Genomic DNA, 20,819 nt, shown 5'->3' on the forward strand with positions numbered 1-20,819 from the left:
AAATACATGTACATTAAATTTGTGGTGGTGCACCACCATAATCGCCAACACTATATGAAGGAGCAGGATAATGCCCATGAGTAGCAAGCTGATCTGTTTTAGAAAACTGAAAAATTCCCACCGTTAATACCCCAATAAAAGCAATGCTTGATAATAATAAGCTAATTTTTTTCATTATTTTAACACTCCTTTTGCGATTGATTTTTGTCTTGCTTGATAACAAATATGGAAATAGTCACTTACTTTTTGGTGGTTCTCTAATTGTCTACATTTTGTGGCAAATAATTCGGCGTATTCGACAACATATTCCCATAATTCTTCTTCCTCAAAGTATAAGATTCCTTCTTGAATGATTTTTTCTAATTCTTCCAATGGAATATTTTCGTTTAATTTTTTTAAAATAGAGAAGTGGTGTGTATATTCTTCGTTATGAATCTCTCTGCAAATCTGTAGTCCCTTATCAATGAGTTGGCTGGCCGTTGATTGTTCTCCTAACTTATAATGTTCCTTAGCTTGTAGGAAGATGGCCTTGAAGTGTGTAGGGATTTTCTCTGTTACTTCTGAAAGGTGACGAATAGCTAAAGTAGACATACTTTGATCAGAATACAGCCACCCCATAATATTTTTTACGTATAACAAGGAATCTTCTTCCCTATTTTTTTGTAGTAAATCAATTGCACAATGTAGATATTCTTCTGCTTGTTCGTACTGTTTTAAATAGATGCAGCAACCACCTAGCAAACTATTACAAAAGGCTGTTTTTACTTCATAACCTTCGTACTTTGAAAAGATTGCTCTCGATTTATTTGCGTAGTCGATAGAAGCGAGATTGTTATAGGTATGGTGATAGAAAGTAGCAATTCTATAGTAAAATTCAGCATGTTCAATTTCATCTGGTATAGCTACCAATATTTTTTCTGCTAGTTTATAATGTTCCTCTGCCTCAGTATAATTTGATATAAAAGTGGAATGAATGGATTTGAAAAAATGATAATAGAATTGTAGAAATTGATCTGTAGGCATATCATAATCGCTAATAGTATCAAAACTATTTTGTTGAATACCAAGGCTATCTGTTAAGACCTTGTAACGAAATTCGAGTAGTGAATAGTATAGTAACAAATTTTGATCCTGATGTTCTTGATCCGGTTCAATGCTTAACTTATTAATTTTTTCATCAATTTTCTTTTTTAGATTAGTAGCTTTTATAACTTGTTGAGATAGCATAGCTCGATACCAGTCGTTCAATAGAGAGGTTAATTGCTCATTTCCCTTTACTGAAACACTCATAATATACGCCCCCATTTTCTAAAAAAATCCTAATCCAATTTAATTATAAACATCATAACAAAATAGAAGAAAAAATGGAGTGATATTACAATATTTTTCAAGAAAATTCATAAAAAACAATCAATTAGTGTCGAATATACTTAGAATAAAACATCCAAAAATTATCAAAAGATGATATGAGTCTTTGTATGTTCTATCAGGTGAACTTAGAAACTGTGATTGAAGATTTATGAAATTTCCTTTTCTTAAAACGGATCAATTACGTATTAATTTTAAAATTATTTTATCGGATACATATAGTATGTATCAACACCAAATATATAAATCTTGCGTATGTAAATAAGAAGAGAATAAAGAAAACAAAAAAAGAACTTGTAAGAATTCCTACAAGTTCTTTTTTTAGATAATGTAAAAAGGTGAAACAGACTATCTCATTATTTGTAATAGTGAAATTATCTTACTTATGGTTTTGTTTTATAGAAGATGTACTATATTGAAGATTTGTTCTTATTGTTGATTAAAGGCAAATTAAAGACTGGTAGGGAAGAAGTGCATAAAAGAGAAAGCCTTCTTTACTTATTCTGAAAAGATAATTCAAAAAGCAATTTTTGTATAGAATAAGCAATGCATGAATTCATCAACATTGGTGATAATAAATGAGAGAATCAATATATAAGCATGAAATTTAGTGGAATAGCTACAAGAAGGGGATAATTATAAAATTGTTAAAGCTCAGTATAATTCTATATAGTAGATATAATTATCAAAATTTTCATCTTAGTTACTTTTCGGGTAGGATAAGTAGAAGAAAATAGGAAGTTTTTCTTTGAAGAAAGCTCTTTTGACAGGAATAGATTTTTTCATAACTAGAACAAATAAATTAATAATCGCATATACTGTATTGTCGTTAAAGCAAGACATTATTTTCTCAGAACAAGGGAATCACTAGAAAAATACGTGATTCCTTTATTCTTCAATATAATGTCAATAGTTGATTTGAAATAACCGAAGAAATAAAATCTTTGTTAATGGACAATCACATAATTTTAGGTATAGTAGGTTTATAATTTAGACTATAAAAATTAATGTATCTTTTATTATTTTAACTAAGAAGACTCCCTCCATAAGGAACTCACAGCAAGTATGGGTAAGTGGGAGTAGTTCAAAGCATGCAATATTGTTTGATTTGGCTAATACATAGATTTATCATCTCAGAACTGGTGTAAGAATTATAATGTTTATACCATTCTATTGTATTTTCTAAAGTCTGTTGTAGGGACCATTTTGGCTGCCAATTAAGATTGAATTTTGCTTTGCTAATGTCAAGATTTAGTAAATTTGCTTCATGAAAATTTATTGGACCTATATTTTCTGCTGTCCAATCCCCGCAGCCCCAAATATCTAGTAAACTGGTTACTAATTTTTCAACTGGAACAATATTGCTTAGGGATGGCCCGAAGTTCCATGCTCCTGAATAAAGGATACCATTATTTATAATTTTTTCTGTAAGGAGTAAATACCCGCTTAAGGGTTCTAGTACATGTTGCCAGGGTCTAATAGCAGTAGGGTTTCTAATAATAATGTTTTTGTTTGATTCTAATGCTCGTATACAATCAGGAATAATTCTATCTATTGACCAATCACCACCACCAATTACATTACCAGCTCGAACGCTTGCAATTATTTTCTTGTGTTGAGAAAAGTTTTCTTCTGAAAAGTAAGAATTTCGATAGGAAGAAATTAAAAGTTCACAGCATCCTTTGCTTGAGCTATATATGTCATAGCCGCCTATAGGGTCAATTTCACGATAACCCCAAGGCCATTCTTTATTTTCATAGCACTTGTCACTTGTCACCATAATTCCTATTTTAGCTGATTCATGTAATCGAATTGCCTCTAGTACATTCATAGTTCCTACAACGTTTACCTCGTATGTTTCTCTAGGATATTCATATGAATACTTAACTAGAGGTTGGGCAGCTAAATGGAATACAATTTCAGGTTTATAATCTGTAAAAACCTTATTTAATTTATTAAAATCTCTAATGTCTCCACGAATATCAATTATATTATTTTGAAGGTTAGTAATGTTAAAGTTATCATTTTTATTTTTAGGATCTAATGAATATCCGATTACGGTAGCACCTAATTCATTCAACCATAGAGATAACCAAGAACCTTTAAAACCAGTATGTCCAGTAATTAAAATTGTTTTTCCGTAAAAAGCCTTATTAAAGTTTTGGTTTAACAATTAGTCCACCTCCTTTAGTACCCTATTTTTAGGGGGTTAGGTATAAATGTTTATTATTTTTATACCAATTAACAGTTTTTATAATTCCTTCTTCAATATTAATTCTAGGTTCCCAGGAAAGAGAGTTTTTTATTTTTTGCACATCTGCTTCAGGAACCCATCTTTCGTTTGTTCTAGAGGAAATTGCACCGTAATTTGGTCTGGAATTGGTTTTCAAATGTTTGAATAATAATTCTACATAATGTTTCAAGGGGTGAATAGTGCCGCTCCCAATATTAAAGATTTCATTTTGTACAGTAGTATTTTCTACTGCTAGGATACAGGCATCTATTACATTTTCTATATAACAATAGTCTCTTAATTGATTACATAAAGTTAAATTTACATCTTTGTTTTGTAATACTCGCAAGATTATATAGCTGAAAATTTTATGCGGCTCTTCGCCTTCTCCGAATATGCCAAAAGGTCTTAATGTTATAAGATTAATATTGTTTTCGCTAGCAATTTGATGGGCGAGTATAGTAGCAGCAGCTTTGGTACTTCCATAGATATCCACAGGAGTTAGTAACATATTTTCATGAATAGGTTCCATCTTGTTACCGTATTCAGAACTACTCCCAAAATTGATGATTTTTTTACAATTCACCAATTTCGCTGCTTGAATAATGTTACAAGTCCCTATAACATTTGTTTCTATAGCATGGATGTAATCTGTATGGGCAGAATTTACACCATAGGCTGCCAGGTGAAAGATATAATCGGGATTAATTTTCTTTATTGCATCTTGTACTTGTTTTTTATCTCGTATATCTATTTCATAGGTTTCAATATATTTTAGAATATCCTTTAGTCTCCAAGAGTTTGATGGTGTTCTTATGAAAAGAACAATTTTTGCTTGTAAATTTAAAAGTCTTCGTGCCAAGTGAGAACCAATAAAATCGTATCCACCAGTAATAAGGAAAGTTTTATTTTTAAATGAAGCAATCATAGTGATAATCTATCCTTTATTAAGATGTATTTTTAGTTGCTGAAATAAATAGATTTATTTTTAAATAAGGAAAGTATCAGTTTTAATTGTGATGAGGGGAGGGGTATTTAAAATGATTTTTTATTGTTGTTGTATCAATTTGGTCAGCAAATAAAGAAGAGGAAGGTTTTTGAAAAGTATTATGAAGGGTATGACATGTCTTATTCAATTGTTCAATATAAGGAATGTATATATAATCTAAAACTGCTGGAGGTAATTCTAAAGTTTCGTGTTTCCATAAATCGAACTCATTTGGATTAATAATTTGCATACTTCCAAAATGAAAAGCTATTAATTCATCTTGATCAATAAAAACTTTATTATCTGTTTTGGATATAGAACTGCTATTTAAAATGACATTCCATGGTGCTGCATCAATACCTCTATGAGTCATGATTTTTATATTAGAAAAGATGTTAGGAATGTGATTTAAATATTTTTGATCACCCCATCTATCCATTTCAACATCATAATGATTATTACAATATTCTAGGCATTTATCTTTCCACCATGTTAAAATTTCTTTACTATTTTGATCGTTTTTGAAGCCTACTAAACCAGCTTGGTATATACTGTGTATGCTTTCAATTTCAGTAGAGCTTCTTTGAGGGCAAAGGAATACAGAGTATTTCCACCACTCATCAAGAATGATATTAGGTGCTGTAAAGAAATACATATCAGCATCACAATATATAATGTGATCAACTTCCGGATAAAGACTAAGGACATGTAGACATAGGGGTGCTTTTAATGTCCAACAATATTCTTGTAAACTTCTATCATTTTTTATACTGAGGAGTTCATGATTTTCAATATCTTTTACCGGAATTAGGATGGCGTGCTTTAATTTTAATTTCTCTAATATTTGATAAGTTAAATCATCCATACAACAGATCCATACAGTAAATTTAGCGTTGAAATTTTCTAAGGAATAATAAGAGGTCAATCCTTGAATTAATCGTTCTTTACTTATAATCATGGAAAAGTTCATAAAATGATTGGATTGATTCATTTTTCTTCTTAATTGTGAATCTTTATATAAAGTTTGAGCTTTATTTATATCTTTTTTACTTAAAAATTGTTTAGTACCTTTATTGAATTTATCCTTTAATTGCTTTAAAATAAATTGAATTCTCTCTAAATACGGAGTGTAAATATGGTTTAATATATTATTGGGTATTGAAATTTCTCCCAAAGACCAAAGATCAAAATCATTTTCAGTAAAGATAGTAATACATGCAAAATGGTAAACAACTAGTTTGTCGTTTTCAATAAATATATCGTTTTTAGTCTTGTCAATTTTATAATCGTTATTATATATACAGTTCCAAGGCGCAGCATTTATACCTAAGTTATTTGAAATTTTTACTTTTGGAAAATAAATAGGGATATAATCTAAATACTTTTGGTCGCCAAATTTTCCCTCCTCAGCCTCGGCACTGCACCAATCTATACATTTATTTTTCCACCATCTTACACTTTTTAGTCCATAGAGGTCATTCTTAAATCCAATTAGACCAGCCTGATATTTTCCATACATTTTTTCTACCCAATCCCGATCTCTTTGGGGGGTTAGGAAAATAGAATGGTCACCCCATTCCTCAAAAATAATATTAGGGTCAGAGAAAAAACATAAATCACCATCACAATATAGAATAGATGGTAAATCATAATTGACCAATAAATATTCTATCAAGACAGATTTTAAAGTCCAACAATATTCATTTACTTTTCTTTTTCTCTTAATTGCTTTTAGTTCACGATCTTCTAATTCTTCAACTTGTAAAAGGTTTACATTAATTAAACTCATTTCTTTTAATAGTGAATATGCAAAAGGATCTATACAACAAATCCACAATGTGAATTTTTCTGAGTACTGCATTAATGATTGCTGTAAAGCAATCATTTTCAAGACATACTCACTACCTACAATGACGCAGAAATGATTATTTAGATTATGTTGTTGATTATAGAATTGGGGATTAATTCTTTTTTGAGTATTTTTTTTGGAGAGATTTGAAGCTTTAATTCCTGTTGAAAGTGGGTTAACTATTTTCTCATTAGAGGGGATGTACAATCGAGGTAAACTTATTTTTTTATCATTAGAGTTCAATGCTTATTCAGTCCTCTCCACTAAAATTTATTTGGATTCCAACTTTCATTTACAGTTTTTAAATCTTTAGGTGTATCGACACTAGCCCAAAAGTCATTGTGTTCATAGACGGCGAGCTCATTGTCTTTTATTAAATTTCGAAGAGGATCTTCTTCTAGAACACAATCATCATTATTACTTAAATAATTGAATATTTCTTTGTTAAATACAAAAAAACCGCCATTAATTACTTCATCAAGTAATGGTTTTTCTTTAAAATCAATAGCAATTCCATCTTCGACCGCCAATAGGCCGTATTGACTATTTTTTTAAATTCCAGTTAATGTAGCAATTTTTCCTTTTTCTTTATGGAATGCTATTAGTTGATCAATATCTATATTAGCTAATCCGTCACCATAAGTTAATAAAAAGGTTTCACCCTGTACAAAGGATTCAAGTTTTTTTAGTCTTGCCCCGGTCATTGTATCAATTCCTGTATCTATAAAGTGTATATTCCAATTTTCTAATTTCTGAAGTAGCGTATATTGACTGGTTTTAAAATTCAAACTAAAGTCATTCTCTTTCCAGCTAAAGTCCATAAAATATTCCTTAATTTTCTCACCTTTATATCCTAAGGGCAAAATGAAATCAGAATGTCCATATTTTCTATACCAATTCATTATATGCAAGAGGAGAGGCTTTCCTTGAACTCGAACTAATGGTTTGGGAATGTCCTCTAAAATTCCTTGCATCCGAAGCCCTTTTCCCCCACACAAAATTATGACTTTCATAGATTTATTTCCTTCCTCTCTATATGTTTTACTAATTTAAACTATGTAGTTTGTTTGGTAAATGTATACACGGTTGTACCATAATGACAATCAACTAAAAAAATATGTTAGATTTATAATTCAGATGCTGATTAAACGTGGAGAATACACATTGTAGTTTATCATTAATTATATGTAAATTAGGTTCTTTTAAAATCTATGCTTTAGTTTATTTAATATTAATGAAAGAAATTGTTTGTTCTTAAGATAAAAGAAGGGGAAGGAAATCAAGGGAATTGAAGAAGCTTATAATGAAATATCCAAGAAGACAAAATATAAGATAAAGTATGGAAGTAAGTAGTTGTGAATGCACTACATAAGCAGAATATGCTGATCGCATAAATGATTTTACAGAAATTAACAGAAGAATAACAAAAGGAATTAACCATTTGAAGGAAAATGGAACAACTATTTTTACATTTTATAAATTCAAAAAAGAGCACCGCATAAAGGTGCTCTAGTGATGGAACTAATTTTGTAAAGAACTATTTATTCAATAAAGAAGGACTTACGAATTATTATATGAACGTTTTGTTAATTAAGTGTGTATCAATTAGATAGGAATTTTATTTCTCTACACCTATTTGATTTTACGGGCCAAATCATGTTAAAAGTAAGAAGAAAATTATTAAGTTAATGTTATTTTGTTTAAAATAACATCCCAATCGGAATCATCACCTTCCCATCTATCCTGATAACGTGGGAGTTCAATTGAACAAACCCTCGATATTCCCCAATTTTGTTCAACAATATTAGATATACCCTCCTTGAAATTAACAATAAGAATATTAAAATCCTTATTTGTAATTTTAGATAATACGTTTTGTAATTCAACCGCTTCATCTCGATTTCCCCAAATTCTAATGAATAAAATGGATTCACTACTATTTATTTTTTCAAGGAATCGGTTAATTCTAGTGTCTAATTTAGCTTTAAAAGAAGGATAGGTTGATTTCAAATCCTTTTCTGAATTAATAGGAAAATCATGCATTGAAAAACAATTATAATAAGTGTCCTTTATACAGTAGGTAATTCGTTCTGCCCATTTAATTTGATTATCAAATTCTGATTCAATAAGACCGTAACTTTCTGAACCTTCTATAACCATATTTTCCAACTTCATAAATTTTTTAAATCGATTTTGAAGTAATCTGTTTACATCTGAAAGTGATGGATAATAAAACCAATCTAAAGGTCCAGAAAATGTTCTTAAATTGTGTCTTTTGATTTGGTTGGTGACTTGACACAATCCTCCTAAACTTACAATTACGCCATAGGATTTTTGTATATCTTCTAGGTTCATCCTCATCATCCTTTATAAAAGTAATTTAAATTATCTGTTCAGTATATGATACAATAACATATTGATGTGGACCTATATATCACAGTACATAGAGCTAAGACATTTGTATAAATTTAAAAAGTTAAATACCTAAGTTGAGGGATTTCATCTTTGACGTTATATCATGGAGTTACTATTGGAATGAAAGCTGGTAGGGATATTGCGCCAGAGTTATATTTTCTCCAGTGACTTAATTTAGAAAACTGTTCTTGATTACTGTAGTAAAATTGTTGTTTTTTAAACATTACTTATCCGGATTCATGAAAAGTATTTTAATGCATTATTTTTATTTTATATAATAATATATATTTTTAATATTAAAACTAAAATATGGAAGTAACATAGGGGATTTACGCATATAGTAATGTTGATGGTAAAATTAACAAAATTTTCATTTAAATCAGATAAAACTATGATGTTTTTAACTTATAATCATGTTACTACGATGAAAAAATGGCTACTAATTAGTTAATTTAAAAATCAATTTTAGATAGGAAGAGGATAATGAAGACCAGAGATAGTTATAAAATTATTGTAATTGGTGCTGGGACAGCAGGACTATCTTCTACTGCACATTTATTACGAAATGTACCCCTATTGAAAGAAAGTATAGCAATTATTGATCCATCAAAAAAACATTACTTTCAGCCACTATGGAGTTTAGTGGGGGGAGGAATTGTTTCAAAGGAAAGTACGATGTGTAATCAGGAATCGCTTATTCCAAAAGGGGCAACGTGGATCCCTAAAAGTGTTGTTGAGTTATTTCCATCTGAAAATAAGATACTTTTAGATGACGGACTGCTACTTGAGTATGAAATTCTTATTGTAGCAGCTGGTATCCAAATAAATTGGGACAGTATTAAAGGCTTAAAAGAGTCTATTGGCACTAATGGGGTATGTAGCAATTATTCTTATACATATGTTGATTCTACTTGGAGAGAAATCGAAAAATTTAAAGGAGGAAATGCGCTTTTTACCCACCCTAATACTCCTATTAAATGCGGTGGTGCTCCACAAAAAATTATGTACTTAGCAGAGGAGTATTTTTGTAATAGTGGTGTAAGAAACAGAAGTAAAGTAATATTTTATTCTGCAAACAATAACATATTTCAGGTTCCACGATATGCAAATACTTTAGAACAAGTACTAGAAAGAAAGCAAATTATAACGAAGTATAATAAAAATCTAGTGGAAATTATCGCCGAAAAGAGAGAGGCAATTTTTGAAGATACGCAAACACTAAAAAGAGAAACCGTACCATATAGTATGATACATGTTGTTCCGCCAATGGGGCCACCTAATTTTATTAAAGAGAGTGAGATAAGTGATCATCAGGGGTGGGTAGATATAAGCCCTTATACTTTGCAGCATGTGCAATATAAAAATATTTTTGGACTTGGAGATTGTACCAATTTACCTACCTCTAAAACTGGAGCAGCAATTCGAAAACAAATACCCGTCTTAAAACAAAATATTATGGACGTACTTAGCGGAAGAGATTTACAGGCTAAATATGATGGATATACATCATGTCCGATTGTTACAGGATATAAAAGTCTTATACTTGCTGAATTTAACTATGAACATGAACCTCAAGAAACGTTTCCATTTAATCAAGCGAAAGAACGGTATAGTATGTTTTTACTTAAAAGATATATGTTGCCATATATGTATTGGAATTTAATGTTGAAAGGGATTCTATAGGAGAAGATAAAAAGTGGTTACAAAAATTGAAAATTAATTTGAAATAACTAATTGGAGGGAATAGCTATGCTTTTAAAATATTTTTATGATGAAAAATTAGCACATGCTTCCTATTTAGTCGGTTGTCAGAAAGAAGGCGTAGCAATCGTTATTGATCCTAGTCGCTATATAGAACAATATATAGAATTTGCTAAGAAAGAGGGGATGGAAGTAATTGCTGCGGCTGAGACTCATATTCATGCTGATTTTCTTTCTGGTTCTAGAGAACTTTCTAATCTTTACCATGCAAATTTATATGTATCTGATGAAGGAGATTGTGATTGGAAATATCAATATCTTAACGAAGGTCGATACAAATTGGTTAGAGAGGACACAGAGTTTAAAGTAGGTCATATAAAATTTAATGTAATTCACACCCCAGGGCATACGCCTGAAAGTATTTCTTTTTTAGTAACTGATACAAGTCAAAATAATTATACGAATGATAAACCGATAGGAATATTCACAGGTGATTTTATATTTGTAGGAGATATAGGAAGACCGGATTTATTAGAAACTGCAGTCGGTATTAAAGATACTGCAAAAATAGGAGCGAAACAATTATTTGATTCTATACAAAAAATAAAAATACTTCCTGATTATTTGCAAATATGGCCATCACATGGTGCGGGAAGCGCATGTGGAAAAGCATTAGGAGCAATTCCAACTTCTACATTAGGTTATGAAAAGATGTTCAATTGGGCATTTCGGTGTAATGAAGAAAGTGATTTTATATCGACTTTATTGACGGGACAGCCAGAGCCTCCAATGTATTTTTCATTAATGAAGAATTTAAATAAGTATGGTCCGCCAATTCGTAAGAAGAGAAAAAGTACTGCTATTAATACAGTAGAAGAACTTCAAGAAATTTTGAAGAGCGTTTATCAAATAGTTGATATAAGGGATGTAGAGAGTTTTGCTGCAGGTCATATCGAGAAGTCAATTAACATACCTTATAACAATTCTTTCACAACTTGGTGTGGATGGTTATTAGATTATAAAAAAGAAACTTTAATAATTCTAGATGAGGAAAAGGTTAAAGTAGAGGCAGTTATTAGAGAATTTGAATCTATTGGGTTAGATAATATTATTGCTTTTGCACCCTTAAAAGTAATACAAAGACTTGATAGATTTGAAAGTTACAAAGAAAAAACATCGATTGAATTATATCCGCATATAAAAGGTGGAAGCGTTAAGGTTATCGATGTGCGTAGTAAAAAAGAGTGGGAGGAAGGACACCTTCATGATGCAATACATATCACTTTAGGTAATCTATTTGAACAACTAGATTATATACCGAAAGATTTTCCAATAGTTTTGCAATGTCGAACCGGATTACGTTCCGCTATAGCAGCTAGTATTTTACAAAGAGCTGGTATAAAGGAAGTAGTGAATTTAAAGGGAGGATTTCTTGCATGGAAAGAAGAAGGGCTTCCTTATACAACATGCAATCTCAATGTGTAGGAAAATATTATATGCTAGGTAAGAATAATTAAAAGAAGTTATAGATGACGTGTTAGAAAAGGGAATCATAATTGGCGCAGATTCAGGAAATACATTAGGATTATTAATTGATTATCCAGTTAAATATGAAAATGTAATATTTGTTTTAGCATTAAATAATTTAACATTGGATCCATCTTTTATGGAATGGCAGTGTTGGAAGTACTTAGGTATTATCAATAAGAACCCAATTTAAAATTCTCTTGGATGCAAGAGAATTTTTTTATTGGGAATAGTAAGGGGGAGGGGAGGTGCATTACATATGGGAAAAGGTAGAAGTAATAATGCTGGTAAAAAGCAACCGAATTTTGATGATTCATCTAATTTTGCTAAACAAAGCCAACCGACAGAAAAGAAGAAGAAATAAGAACAGGAGCTCTCTTGATAAAGGGAGCTCCTGTTAAAAGTGGACTGACGTTTCAGAATAACATATCGATGGATTAACCCAATAGCCATAAATACAAGGTTTTAATTTTTCGAAGGGCACCTAATTTAATATTATTGTCCCGCTTTTTTATACTTATTGACGCGTTAAATCCATTTAAAATGCTCCTTAATGGTGTTGGGCGTGACCTTCATTAAAATTTTTTTAACCTAATGGGACTTACCATTAAGAGGGCGAGGATTAAAGTAATCCATGCATTACTATATGAAAACAATGCCATACCAGCCAATGATAATCCTGCAGCTGGAATAGGTAATCCCTTAAAATATCCAATAGTTGGTTTAATACTAAATTTAGCTAATCTTAAAGCACCCATTGTTGGGAATAGGATAAATGCCAAAGAAGTTAAAATAGAAGGTGTTGCTATCGTATGAAATAAAAGCGCAGGAGCGACGCCGAAACTAACAATATCAGCTAAGGAATCCAATTCTACGCCAAACTCACTGTTCACTTTTAATTTTCTTGCAATTCTTCCATCAAGAAAATCTAAAACAGCTGAAAAGAAAATGAGAATGGAGGCTGCTCTTAAATATTCACTCATATTCAAGGTGATTGAGAAAACACCGCACAATAAATTTCCAATCGTAAATAAATTCGGTATAACTTTTACAAGCTGATTAAACAAGTTTGTTCCTCCTAAATTAATTAAACTTCACATTTCTGTAGCAATTTCTATATATTCTTCCGTTATTCTTAAAAATATATGACCACTGTATTACTGTAAGCTAATTAAATTTCGATAAGAGAAAAATTGATTTCTTAAATGTTCCACGGGTTTATAAAAATGTTTAATCATTTTCAGTACGCGTTATTGAATATTAGCACCTGATAGTTGATATTTCGAGTAGTCAGGGATTTTCCGGTTCTGGTGCAAAAAATTAAAGGTAATTAAAAATAATCTCTAAAAAGGAGACATAATGATACTATTATTTTAAAAAGGTTCGTGGTTGGTATCGAATATAAAAAAATAGAATTTTTATACAAAAATCACCCGAAAGGGTGCCTTTTGTACCTCTTAAAATGACTGAAGATGTGTTTACTTGAGTTCATTAGGTAGTTAGAGGTTGATAGACTATCTTTAACGAAAATGTTGAGTAGTTCATCTTCATTATATATCAATTTAATAATGATTGGGGATTTAGAAAGTTCCATGGAAAGTACATATCAACCTGATTGGAAGATTGGAAATTTAATAACTGGTGATACATTTTACTTAACACAACATTTTGGTGCGCAAATGAAAATTTTTAAAGTCCACACAAATGGTACCCTAGAACGATTCCAAACAATAGAACCAGAATTAAAATAAAATTTTTGTAGCATCAATTAAATTCATTTCTTTTTATGCAAACACACTTTCAGCGGAACTAACTTCTTCACTATTTTGCGCTGGAAAGACTGTATAAAAAATGGTTACGTTTTCTGATCTTGAAATAACCCTCTCAAATTGCAATCCTGCTTTTTCTAAAAGCTTTACTGCATCAACAATAGAAGTAATTGCTACAAAAGTTTTTCAAATAAAATTTATAAAAGCTTGATAGGTAATACCAAGGGAAAAGACCGTAGCTACTATATGTGCAGTCCATTTAGGCATATTTAAATTTAATACGGTATTGTACAACATTCCATATACGATACAAATGATTAATATGAATGCAATGAATTGAAGAACTAATAAAAATAGCGGTTGTTCCATTTATTCTCACTTCCTTTATTTGATATATTAATATAATTTATTTAAATGTGAAAGTTTTATTTCTATGAATTTCCAAAAAATGTGATATGAAAGGCATAGTAGTAATCACAAGAATTACTGCAAAACTATAAATGGAACTAAAAGTATTATGACGAGATCAGTAAAATAGTAAAGAAGGTCACCATTCACGGCGACCTTCTTTACTATGCGTTATACCCAAATAATTTTAAATCTTCTCCTGAATCTGAAATGATTTTCTCAAATCGTAATCCTACTTTTTCTAAAAGCTTTCCTGAGGCGATGTTATCTACAGAAGTAATTGCTACAATTCGTTTCATGCCGAGCTTTTGTACACCGTATTCGATTATCGCAGAAGCTGACTCGTAGCCATATCCTTTTGAACGGAATGTCTCTAAAAAGGCAAACCCGATATCAACGTCTTCTAATGAATCTCTTTTAATAAGGCCACACATACCAAGTGGAGTGAGATCTTTTTTTCGTTCTACTAAGTAAAGGCCGAATCCAAGTTTGTTATACATATCGATGGGACCGTTTACAATATAATTTTTTGCATCTTCTAAGTTACTAACTCCTTTGTCACCGATAAACTGAATCCATGCAGGATCGTTTACTAACTCAAGAATAAAAGGAGCGTCTTTTATATCAAACCAGCGAAGATTAAGACGTTCAGTTTCAAGAACTATCAATAATTACACCACCTTTAAAAAGTTATAACAATTAGTATGGATTGTGTAAAACAAAAGTGCAACATATTTTAATGGGGGTGTTTGTTCACATAAAGTTCGTTTGTTTTGTATAGAGAGATATCTTATAATTAGGATTGATTGTAAAGAGTGAGATGCTTATACAATGACTCCTAGGTGACTAGGAGTTTTTACTATATAACTATCATTATTACTAAATATGACACACTATACATTCTACTCAAGGAGGTACATAATGAAGAAATTATATAATGCATCGTTTACGTATTTGATTATCGGTTTATTATCAGGGATTTTCGCTAGGGAGTATGGTAAGTATAAAGGGATTTTAGGGTCTACTTTGTTAAATCTTTTGCATACGCATACACTTGTACTTGGCTTTTTCTTCTTTTTAATTGCTTTAGGATTAGCAAAAGTAATCGCGTTTCATGAAGTGCAAGGGTTTAATAAGTGGTTTGTTTTACATAATATTGCATTAACATTAATGTTAGGTTCGCTAGCAGCGAGAGGGCTTCTTCAGTTAAATGGAGCTGACTTTAAAGGGTTAACTTATATTGTAGGATTTTCTCATTCGTTGATGGCAGTTACTTTAATTTGGTTTATGTTGTTAATAAAGAAATCGTTTAAAATGTAGTGAAAAAGAACTTGTAGCGTGTGCTGCAGGTTCTTTTTTGTATGTTCAGGTTTAATAATCTTATTTTTCTAATTATTTTGTATAAAGATGGTATACTTGTTTTAAAATTAAAAAGGAGAGTTGATTATGGAAATAACAATTGAACATGTAGTAAATGAATTAAAAGGCATACTTCCTGAAGATCGAGTAGTAATAAATATGACAGTACGAGAGTTACATAGTAAAGATGAATCTTACCATAGTAGTAGTTTACCTGATGTAGTTGTTTTTCCAAAAACGACCGAAGAAGTTAGCGCGATAATGAAAATAGCGATTCAGCACGGAACAGCTGTCGTTCCATTTGGAGTAGGGTCCAGTTTAGAGGGACATGTAATTCCTTACGAAAAAGGAATTACAATGGACTTTTCTCTTATGAACAAAATACTTGAAATAAGAGAAAAGGATTTTCTTGTGAGAGTACAGCCAGGGGTGACGCGCTCTCAGCTTAATAAAGAATTGAAAAAGTATGGATTATTTTTTAGTGTAGACCCAGGAGCTGATGCAACGTTAGGAGGAATGGCTGCTACAAATGCGAGCGGAACGACAGCGGTAAAGTATGGGGTAATGCGTGATCAAGTTCGAGATTTAGAAGTCGTTCTTGCTGATGGAGGAGTAATACATACCGGGAATTTAGCGGCGAAGTCATCATCAGGTTATCATTTAAATGGTATTTTCGTAGGCTCAGAAGGAACACTTGGATGTTTCACGGAGTTAACTTTAAAAGTATACGGTATACCAGAACATGTTATGGCTGCGAGGGCATCGTTTCCAACTATAAATGATGCAGTAGAAGCTGTAATTAACATATTACAGGCAGGTATTCCAATCGCGAGAATTGAACTCGTTGATGAATTATCTATGAAACAAGTAAATCATTACAATGAAACAAGTTACAGAGAAGAACCGACACTGTTTTTAGAGTTTCACGGCAATGAAGCAGGGTTAAAGCAAGATATTGAATTTACGAAAGAAATCGTTCTTGATCATAAATGTATAGAAATTGCGTTTGAGATGGAAACAGCAGCGAGAAATAAACTGTGGGATGCAAGACATAACTTAGCGTACTCTTACGTGCATAGTTATCCTGGTAAAAAGCTAATGAGTACAGACGTATGTGTGCCAATTTCGGAATTAGCTGGAGCGATTCAACATGCGAAAGAGGTATTAGATAAAGTAGGGCTTATTGGCGGTATTCTCGGTCATGTTGGGGATGGGAATTTCCATGTACTCTTAATGATTGATACAAATGATAAAGAGGAAGTGAAGAAGGCAGACGAAATAAATGAAAGTATCGTTCAGTATGCTCTTAAACGAGGAGGAACGTGTACAGGAGAACATGGCGTTGGAATCGGAAAACGAAAGTATCAAGAAGAAGAGCATGGGGCAGCATTATTTGTAATGGAGAAAATAAAGAAAGCTCTTGATCCGCAAAATATTTTGAATCCGAATAAGGTGTTTCAATTAAAAGATAGGGGCTGAGTGGATGAAAGTACTAGAAGCGATAAGTAATGTAGCTGGAATGTATTTTGCATTTTGGACCGGCTGCTGCACTCCCAAGTGTATTAGTGGCAGTATGGCATAACATTGCAGGGCCAATATTAGCAACCATCTGGTCAAAAAATGCAAAAAATGAAAAGAATACTTTTAGCGATGAAAATGTATTAATAAATATAGAAAAATAGGAATGATAAATAATGCAAAAACGTATTGTACATTTTGAAGGAATGGTTGTATTTTTAGCCGCGATTTATATGTATTCGATATATGAGTTTAGTTGGATTATATTTTTTGTATTCCTTTTAGCGCCGGATCTATCAATGTTAGCATATGGGATTAATAATCACGTTGGTGCGAAAATATATAATGTATGTCACACATATATCATATCCATATTAATTGTTCTAATAGGTGTCTATTTTAAGATAGATACCGTTATAATGATTGGCTTAATATGGACAGCACATATTGGAATGGATCGAATGTTTGGATATGGATTGAAATATGAGACGGATTTTAAGGATACTCATATTCAGAGGTTATAAGAAAAAGTATTCATATTTACAGCGGATTTATTAAAATATTGAACGAAATTCAGTGAATGAATTTCGTTCAATTGTTGAGAAATATATATATAGATAGATATAAATAATCGAATTATGTTATTTTTATGATAATTAAAAGAAGGAGAGTGGATTTGATGAATATACAAATCACTGGCAATGAATTAATTACTAAGATGCTGAATGATTGGTATCGAGATATTAGAGCTCAACGTATAAGTGAAGCAAAAAAATTAAAAGGGGAGATCGATAAAAAGCTTTATATTATCGAATCAGATGTAAAGGTTTCATTTCACTATTATCTGTTAGAATTTCGATATAAAGTGTTAATAGTTGGTTTAGGTAATTTGAAAAAAGCTTTTGATAAAATAGATGCATTGCCTAAACCAAATGATGAATATTCTAATTATTATTATTATTTATTCAAAGCCATTCATTATACAATTCTTACTAATTATAGTGAAGCTAGCAACTATTTTGAAAAAGCTGAAGGGTTATTAGAGCATATTTCAGATGAAATTGAATATGCAGAGTTTAATTATAGAGTTGCTATATTAAAATACCACTTGCATTACGCATATTCAGCTATTGAATACGCTTCAAAAGCAAGAGATATCTTTGTTAAACAAGCAGGGTATGAAGTGAACATAGCGCTGTGCGAAAATATATTAGGATTATCTTTTTCGGAATTAAAGCAGCATGATAAAGGTGAGGAATATATTGCGTCAGCAATAAACATTTTACAAAAAAATGATGCTGAAATGTTAGTATTAAGAATCAGACATAATTTAGGTTTATTGTATGCGAGTCAAAATCTTTCAGTTTTAGCAATTAGACACTTATCTGAGGTTTCTAAAAAAATGCCTACTCATTATAAGGCAATCTTTTTAGAGGCAAGAGAATATTATAAATTAGGTGAAATAGAAAAAGCGAAGGAATTAATTGAAAGTGGATTGAAGGTTTGTGAGGAATTAAAAAATGATGAATATAGATATCACTTTTTAATTCTAAAGGGATTTTGTCAGCATTTAGAGGTAGAAAAAATAGAAAAAATTATTCTCGAAGGTTTTTCTTACTTTGAAAGAAAAAATTTATCGGAGTATATTCACGAATATACTGAAAGTCTGGCATTAGAGTTTCATAAAGTAGGTAATTTAGAAAAAGCAGAAAAGTATTTTTTTATGAGTTATGAAATAAAAAAGAGAATACTTGAAAAAGAAGCATTGAAATAAAGAAAAAACTTGGATTATCTATAATGGGAATAGCAGCTGGAGTTATGGGGTTTTATGGTAGAAGGTCTTTGTAATAAATTAGCTCAAAGTGGATATGGTGGAACGTTTATAATTATAAAACCTAATGAAAATCCATATGCTGTCTCTGAAGATACAACGATGCCTGCAAAACAAATCTTCTATTGAACGTGGGTAATTAAACAAGTCACAAATTATAATTTGTGACTTGTTTAAGGTTGGATACTAAATGTGTTGCTTTCAATATTGAAAGCAACTTTTAAGTTTGTGATTAATAGTTAACTTAATAAATTTTTGGGTTAAAATAAAAACAAATTTTTAATCAAGTGCCACAAAAAGTACGATAAGGGCGATTCGTCGGTGCAGGCGGAGCGCAGTATTCTTCTTGATCTGTAGAATACGCATAAGGGTTTGATAAAGCTTCAAGAAGTTTCTCCATTACGCTATAGTCGTCATTTGTAACAGCTGCTTCTAATGCTTCTTCTACACGGTGGTTCCTCGGGATGATTGATGGGTTATTATTTTTCATCATCTCGTAGGCGTTTTCTTTCGATTGTTCTTGTCTGTCTAATCGAGATTGCCACAGTTTGTACCATTCTTTAAATTCAGGACTTTCAAATAGAGCTGTATTTTCGATAGCATCAAGAGTTAATGAACGGAATGTATTTGTGTAATCCGCTTTATATTTCTCCATCATTTTTAAAAGTTGCTCAATAAGTGAGTGATCTTGTTCTTCGTTGCTAAATAGTCCTAATTTCTTTTTCATTCCAAGGAACCACTGTTTTTCATACTGTACGCTAAATTTCGAAATTTCGTCTTGAGCGATTTTTAATGCTTCTTCTTCATCTTCGTGCAGAATTGGTATTAAAGATTCAGCTAGTCGTGCTAGATCCCATGCGGCCATATATGGTTGATTTCCATATGCATAACGACCTTGTGTGTCAATAGAGCTAAATACAGTTCCTTGGTCGTAATTGTCCATAAATGCACAAGGACCGTAATCAATTGTTTCGCCACTGATCGTTATATTGTCAGTGTTCATTACGCCATGAATAAATCCAACAAGTTGCCATTTTGCGATAAGACTGGCTTGTCTTTTAATGACTTCTTGTAGTAATGCAGTATATCGGTTTTCATGAGATTCAATTTCTGGGTAATGCCTTTTTATCGTATAGTCAGCTAGTGATTTCAGGTCCTCTATTGAACCACGAGCTGCAGCATATTGAAATGTACCGACGCGAATATGGCTACTAGCTACTCTAGTTAAAATTGCTCCAGGTAACTTTGTTTCACGATAGGTTGGTTCACCGGTTGTGACAACTGCTAAACTGCGGGTAGTTGGAATATCGAGTGCATACATTGCTTCGCTAATAATATATTCACGTAGCATCGGACCGAGTGCAGCACGGCCATCTCCTCGGCGTGAATAGGGAGTAGGGCCAGAACCTTTCAGTTGAATATCGAAACGCTCACCTGAAGGAGTAATTTGTTCGCCAATTAAAAGAGCACGACCGTCGCCTAACATATTAAAATGTCCGAATTGATGACCAGCATATGCTTGAGCTAATGGATGAGCTCCTTCTGGGAGTGCATTACCAGCGAAAATAGCAATTTCAGCTTCCTTTTTCAGTTCTTCAGGGGTCAAGCCAAGAGATATCGCTAATGAATGGTTTAGTTTAACTAACTCCGGTGAACTTACGGGAGTAGGGGGGATTTCTGTATAAAATGATTGTGGTAAAGTCGTATAACTATTATCTAAATTCCAACCTGTTTCATTATTTTTAGTCATTGTATCTCCTCCTTTTTGTATTTTAAGTTATGTATTTGTACGTATGTATTCTTTGTAAAGTTAACTAAAAGTATAATATAATATTTCCCCTTGCAATCTATTG

Annotated in this window: 19 protein-coding genes and 1 pseudogene; 9 read left to right on the forward strand and 11 right to left on the reverse strand. The window is 31.6% G+C overall.

The genetic code is table 11. The annotated features are described in order from the left end of the window. Window positions 1–13: 13 nt before the first annotated feature. From ACUN13_RS25595 to ACUN13_RS25625, 7 genes and pseudogenes are all read right to left on the reverse strand, one after another. Window positions 14–175, reverse strand: a complete 162-nt coding sequence (locus ACUN13_RS25595; protein ID WP_000724116.1) for a hypothetical protein — start codon at window positions 173–175, stop codon at window positions 14–16. Then, the gene (locus tag ACUN13_RS25600) at window positions 175–1,290 is read right to left on the reverse strand and encodes a Rap family tetratricopeptide repeat protein (protein WP_000116952.1); all 1,116 of its coding nucleotides are present in this window, start codon (window positions 1,288–1,290) and stop codon (window positions 175–177) included. The genes ACUN13_RS25595 and ACUN13_RS25600 overlap by 1 nt, the downstream gene beginning before the upstream one ends. 1,162 nt (window positions 1,291–2,452) lie before the next feature. After that, complete coding sequence (gene rfbG / locus ACUN13_RS25605) at window positions 2,453–3,541, reverse strand: CDP-glucose 4,6-dehydratase (RefSeq protein WP_409532504.1); 1,089 nt, start codon at window positions 3,539–3,541, stop codon at window positions 2,453–2,455. A 28-nt stretch (window positions 3,542–3,569) separates the two neighbouring features. Beyond that, window positions 3,570–4,529: an NAD-dependent epimerase/dehydratase family protein gene (locus ACUN13_RS25610; RefSeq protein WP_409532505.1), complete on the reverse strand. Its 960-nt coding sequence runs from the start codon at window positions 4,527–4,529 to the stop codon at window positions 3,570–3,572. A gap of 82 nt (window positions 4,530–4,611) precedes the next feature. Then, window positions 4,612–6,681: a glycosyl transferase gene (locus ACUN13_RS25615; RefSeq protein ID WP_445424014.1), complete on the reverse strand. Its 2,070-nt coding sequence runs from the start codon at window positions 6,679–6,681 to the stop codon at window positions 4,612–4,614. Window positions 6,682–6,701: 20 nt separating this feature from the next. Next, a pseudogene (locus ACUN13_RS25620) lies at window positions 6,702–7,451 on the reverse strand (sugar phosphate nucleotidyltransferase). Between the two features lie 667 nt (window positions 7,452–8,118). Further along, window positions 8,119–8,793: a papain-like cysteine peptidase gene (locus ACUN13_RS25625; protein WP_001047153.1), complete on the reverse strand. Its 675-nt coding sequence runs from the start codon at window positions 8,791–8,793 to the stop codon at window positions 8,119–8,121. 543 nt (window positions 8,794–9,336) lie between these two features. Here ACUN13_RS25625 and ACUN13_RS25630 point away from each other — a divergent pair. Beyond that, window positions 9,337–10,536, forward strand: coding sequence for an FAD/NAD(P)-binding oxidoreductase (locus ACUN13_RS25630; RefSeq protein ID WP_409532507.1), 1,200 nt, complete (start codon window positions 9,337–9,339; stop codon window positions 10,534–10,536). Window positions 10,537–10,602: 66 nt separating this feature from the next. Beyond that, window positions 10,603–12,039, forward strand: a complete 1,437-nt coding sequence (locus ACUN13_RS25635; protein WP_409532508.1) for an MBL fold metallo-hydrolase — start codon at window positions 10,603–10,605, stop codon at window positions 12,037–12,039. 617 nt (window positions 12,040–12,656) lie between these two features. On the opposite strand, the gene pssA is transcribed toward ACUN13_RS25635, so the two are convergent. Beyond that, window positions 12,657–13,148: a CDP-diacylglycerol--serine O-phosphatidyltransferase gene (gene pssA / locus ACUN13_RS25640; protein ID WP_409532509.1), complete on the reverse strand. Its 492-nt coding sequence runs from the start codon at window positions 13,146–13,148 to the stop codon at window positions 12,657–12,659. A gap of 501 nt (window positions 13,149–13,649) precedes the next feature. Here pssA and ACUN13_RS25645 point away from each other — a divergent pair. Further along, entirely contained in the window at window positions 13,650–13,832 is a 183-nt protein-coding gene (locus ACUN13_RS25645) for a DUF5065 family protein (RefSeq protein ID WP_002000399.1), read from the forward strand. 204 nt (window positions 13,833–14,036) lie between these two features. Here ACUN13_RS25645 and ACUN13_RS25650 read toward each other — a convergent pair whose 3' ends face one another. Further along, window positions 14,037–14,219 (reverse strand): hypothetical protein, encoded by a 183-nt coding sequence (locus tag ACUN13_RS25650; RefSeq protein WP_000437513.1) that lies wholly within the window; start codon window positions 14,217–14,219, stop codon window positions 14,037–14,039. A 203-nt stretch (window positions 14,220–14,422) separates the two neighbouring features. Then, on the reverse strand, window positions 14,423–14,926 hold the full coding sequence (locus ACUN13_RS25655) for a GNAT family N-acetyltransferase (protein WP_000636208.1): 504 nt from the start codon (window positions 14,924–14,926) through the stop codon (window positions 14,423–14,425). A gap of 253 nt (window positions 14,927–15,179) precedes the next feature. Here ACUN13_RS25655 and ACUN13_RS25660 point away from each other — a divergent pair, with 253 nt between their 5' ends. The 6 genes from ACUN13_RS25660 to ACUN13_RS25685 all read left to right on the forward strand — a co-directional run bounded on the left by ACUN13_RS25660 (window position 15,180) and on the right by ACUN13_RS25685 (window position 19,095). Beyond that, on the forward strand, window positions 15,180–15,578 hold the full coding sequence (locus ACUN13_RS25660; RefSeq protein ID WP_409532510.1) for a DUF2871 family protein: 399 nt from the start codon (window positions 15,180–15,182) through the stop codon (window positions 15,576–15,578). A 126-nt stretch (window positions 15,579–15,704) separates the two neighbouring features. Further along, window positions 15,705–17,096, forward strand: coding sequence for an FAD-binding oxidoreductase (locus ACUN13_RS25665; RefSeq protein ID WP_000406570.1), 1,392 nt, complete (start codon window positions 15,705–15,707; stop codon window positions 17,094–17,096). 47 nt (window positions 17,097–17,143) lie between these two features. Next, complete coding sequence (locus tag ACUN13_RS25670) at window positions 17,144–17,299, forward strand: hypothetical protein (RefSeq protein WP_000545396.1); 156 nt, start codon at window positions 17,144–17,146, stop codon at window positions 17,297–17,299. Between the two features lie 12 nt (window positions 17,300–17,311). Continuing rightward, complete coding sequence (locus ACUN13_RS25675) at window positions 17,312–17,659, forward strand: DUF4260 domain-containing protein (RefSeq protein ID WP_001172057.1); 348 nt, start codon at window positions 17,312–17,314, stop codon at window positions 17,657–17,659. Between the two features lie 155 nt (window positions 17,660–17,814). Further along, a complete protein-coding gene (locus ACUN13_RS25680) occupies window positions 17,815–18,909 on the forward strand; it encodes a response regulator aspartate phosphatase (RefSeq protein WP_409532512.1) in 1,095 nt (364 codons plus the stop codon). A 54-nt stretch (window positions 18,910–18,963) separates the two neighbouring features. Further along, window positions 18,964–19,095: a hypothetical protein gene (locus ACUN13_RS25685; RefSeq protein WP_000229167.1), complete on the forward strand. Its 132-nt coding sequence runs from the start codon at window positions 18,964–18,966 to the stop codon at window positions 19,093–19,095. Window positions 19,096–19,249: 154 nt separating this feature from the next. Here ACUN13_RS25685 and ACUN13_RS25690 read toward each other — a convergent pair whose 3' ends face one another. After that, window positions 19,250–20,716 carry a protein adenylyltransferase SelO gene (locus ACUN13_RS25690; protein ID WP_088346236.1) on the reverse strand — a complete coding sequence of 489 codons (1,467 nt, stop codon included), beginning with the start codon at window positions 20,714–20,716 and terminating at the stop codon, window positions 19,250–19,252. Window positions 20,717–20,819: the final 103 nt, after the last annotated feature.

The sequence above is a fragment of the Bacillus cereus group sp. Bce041 genome (genome assembly GCF_052646455.1).

Bases quoted from the DNA above. Each gene is read 5' to 3' on its own strand.
- ACUN13_RS25680 (WP_409532512.1), top strand. From the start codon at position 17,815: ATGAATATACAAATCACTGGCAATGAATTAATTACTAAGATGCTGAAT.
- ACUN13_RS25595 (WP_000724116.1), bottom strand. From the start codon at position 175: ATGAAAAAAATTAGCTTATTATTATCAAGCATTGCTTTTATTGGGGTA.
- ACUN13_RS25610 (WP_409532505.1), bottom strand. From the start codon at position 4,529: ATGATTGCTTCATTTAAAAATAAAACTTTCCTTATTACTGGTGGATAC.
- ACUN13_RS25630 (WP_409532507.1), top strand. From the start codon at position 9,337: ATGAAGACCAGAGATAGTTATAAAATTATTGTAATTGGTGCTGGGACA.
- ACUN13_RS25685 (WP_000229167.1), top strand. From the start codon at position 18,964: ATGGTAGAAGGTCTTTGTAATAAATTAGCTCAAAGTGGATATGGTGGA.
- ACUN13_RS25625 (WP_001047153.1), bottom strand. From the start codon at position 8,793: ATGAACCTAGAAGATATACAAAAATCCTATGGCGTAATTGTAAGTTTA.
- ACUN13_RS25690 (WP_088346236.1), bottom strand. From the start codon at position 20,716: ATGACTAAAAATAATGAAACAGGTTGGAATTTAGATAATAGTTATACG.
- ACUN13_RS25675 (WP_001172057.1), top strand. From the start codon at position 17,312: ATGCAAAAACGTATTGTACATTTTGAAGGAATGGTTGTATTTTTAGCC.
- ACUN13_RS25635 (WP_409532508.1), top strand. From the start codon at position 10,603: ATGCTTTTAAAATATTTTTATGATGAAAAATTAGCACATGCTTCCTAT.
- ACUN13_RS25650 (WP_000437513.1), bottom strand. From the start codon at position 14,219: ATGGAACAACCGCTATTTTTATTAGTTCTTCAATTCATTGCATTCATA.
- ACUN13_RS25665 (WP_000406570.1), top strand. From the start codon at position 15,705: ATGGAAATAACAATTGAACATGTAGTAAATGAATTAAAAGGCATACTT.
- ACUN13_RS25660 (WP_409532510.1), top strand. From the start codon at position 15,180: ATGAAGAAATTATATAATGCATCGTTTACGTATTTGATTATCGGTTTA.
- ACUN13_RS25600 (WP_000116952.1), bottom strand. From the start codon at position 1,290: ATGAGTGTTTCAGTAAAGGGAAATGAGCAATTAACCTCTCTATTGAAC.
- ACUN13_RS25645 (WP_002000399.1), top strand. From the start codon at position 13,650: ATGATTGGGGATTTAGAAAGTTCCATGGAAAGTACATATCAACCTGAT.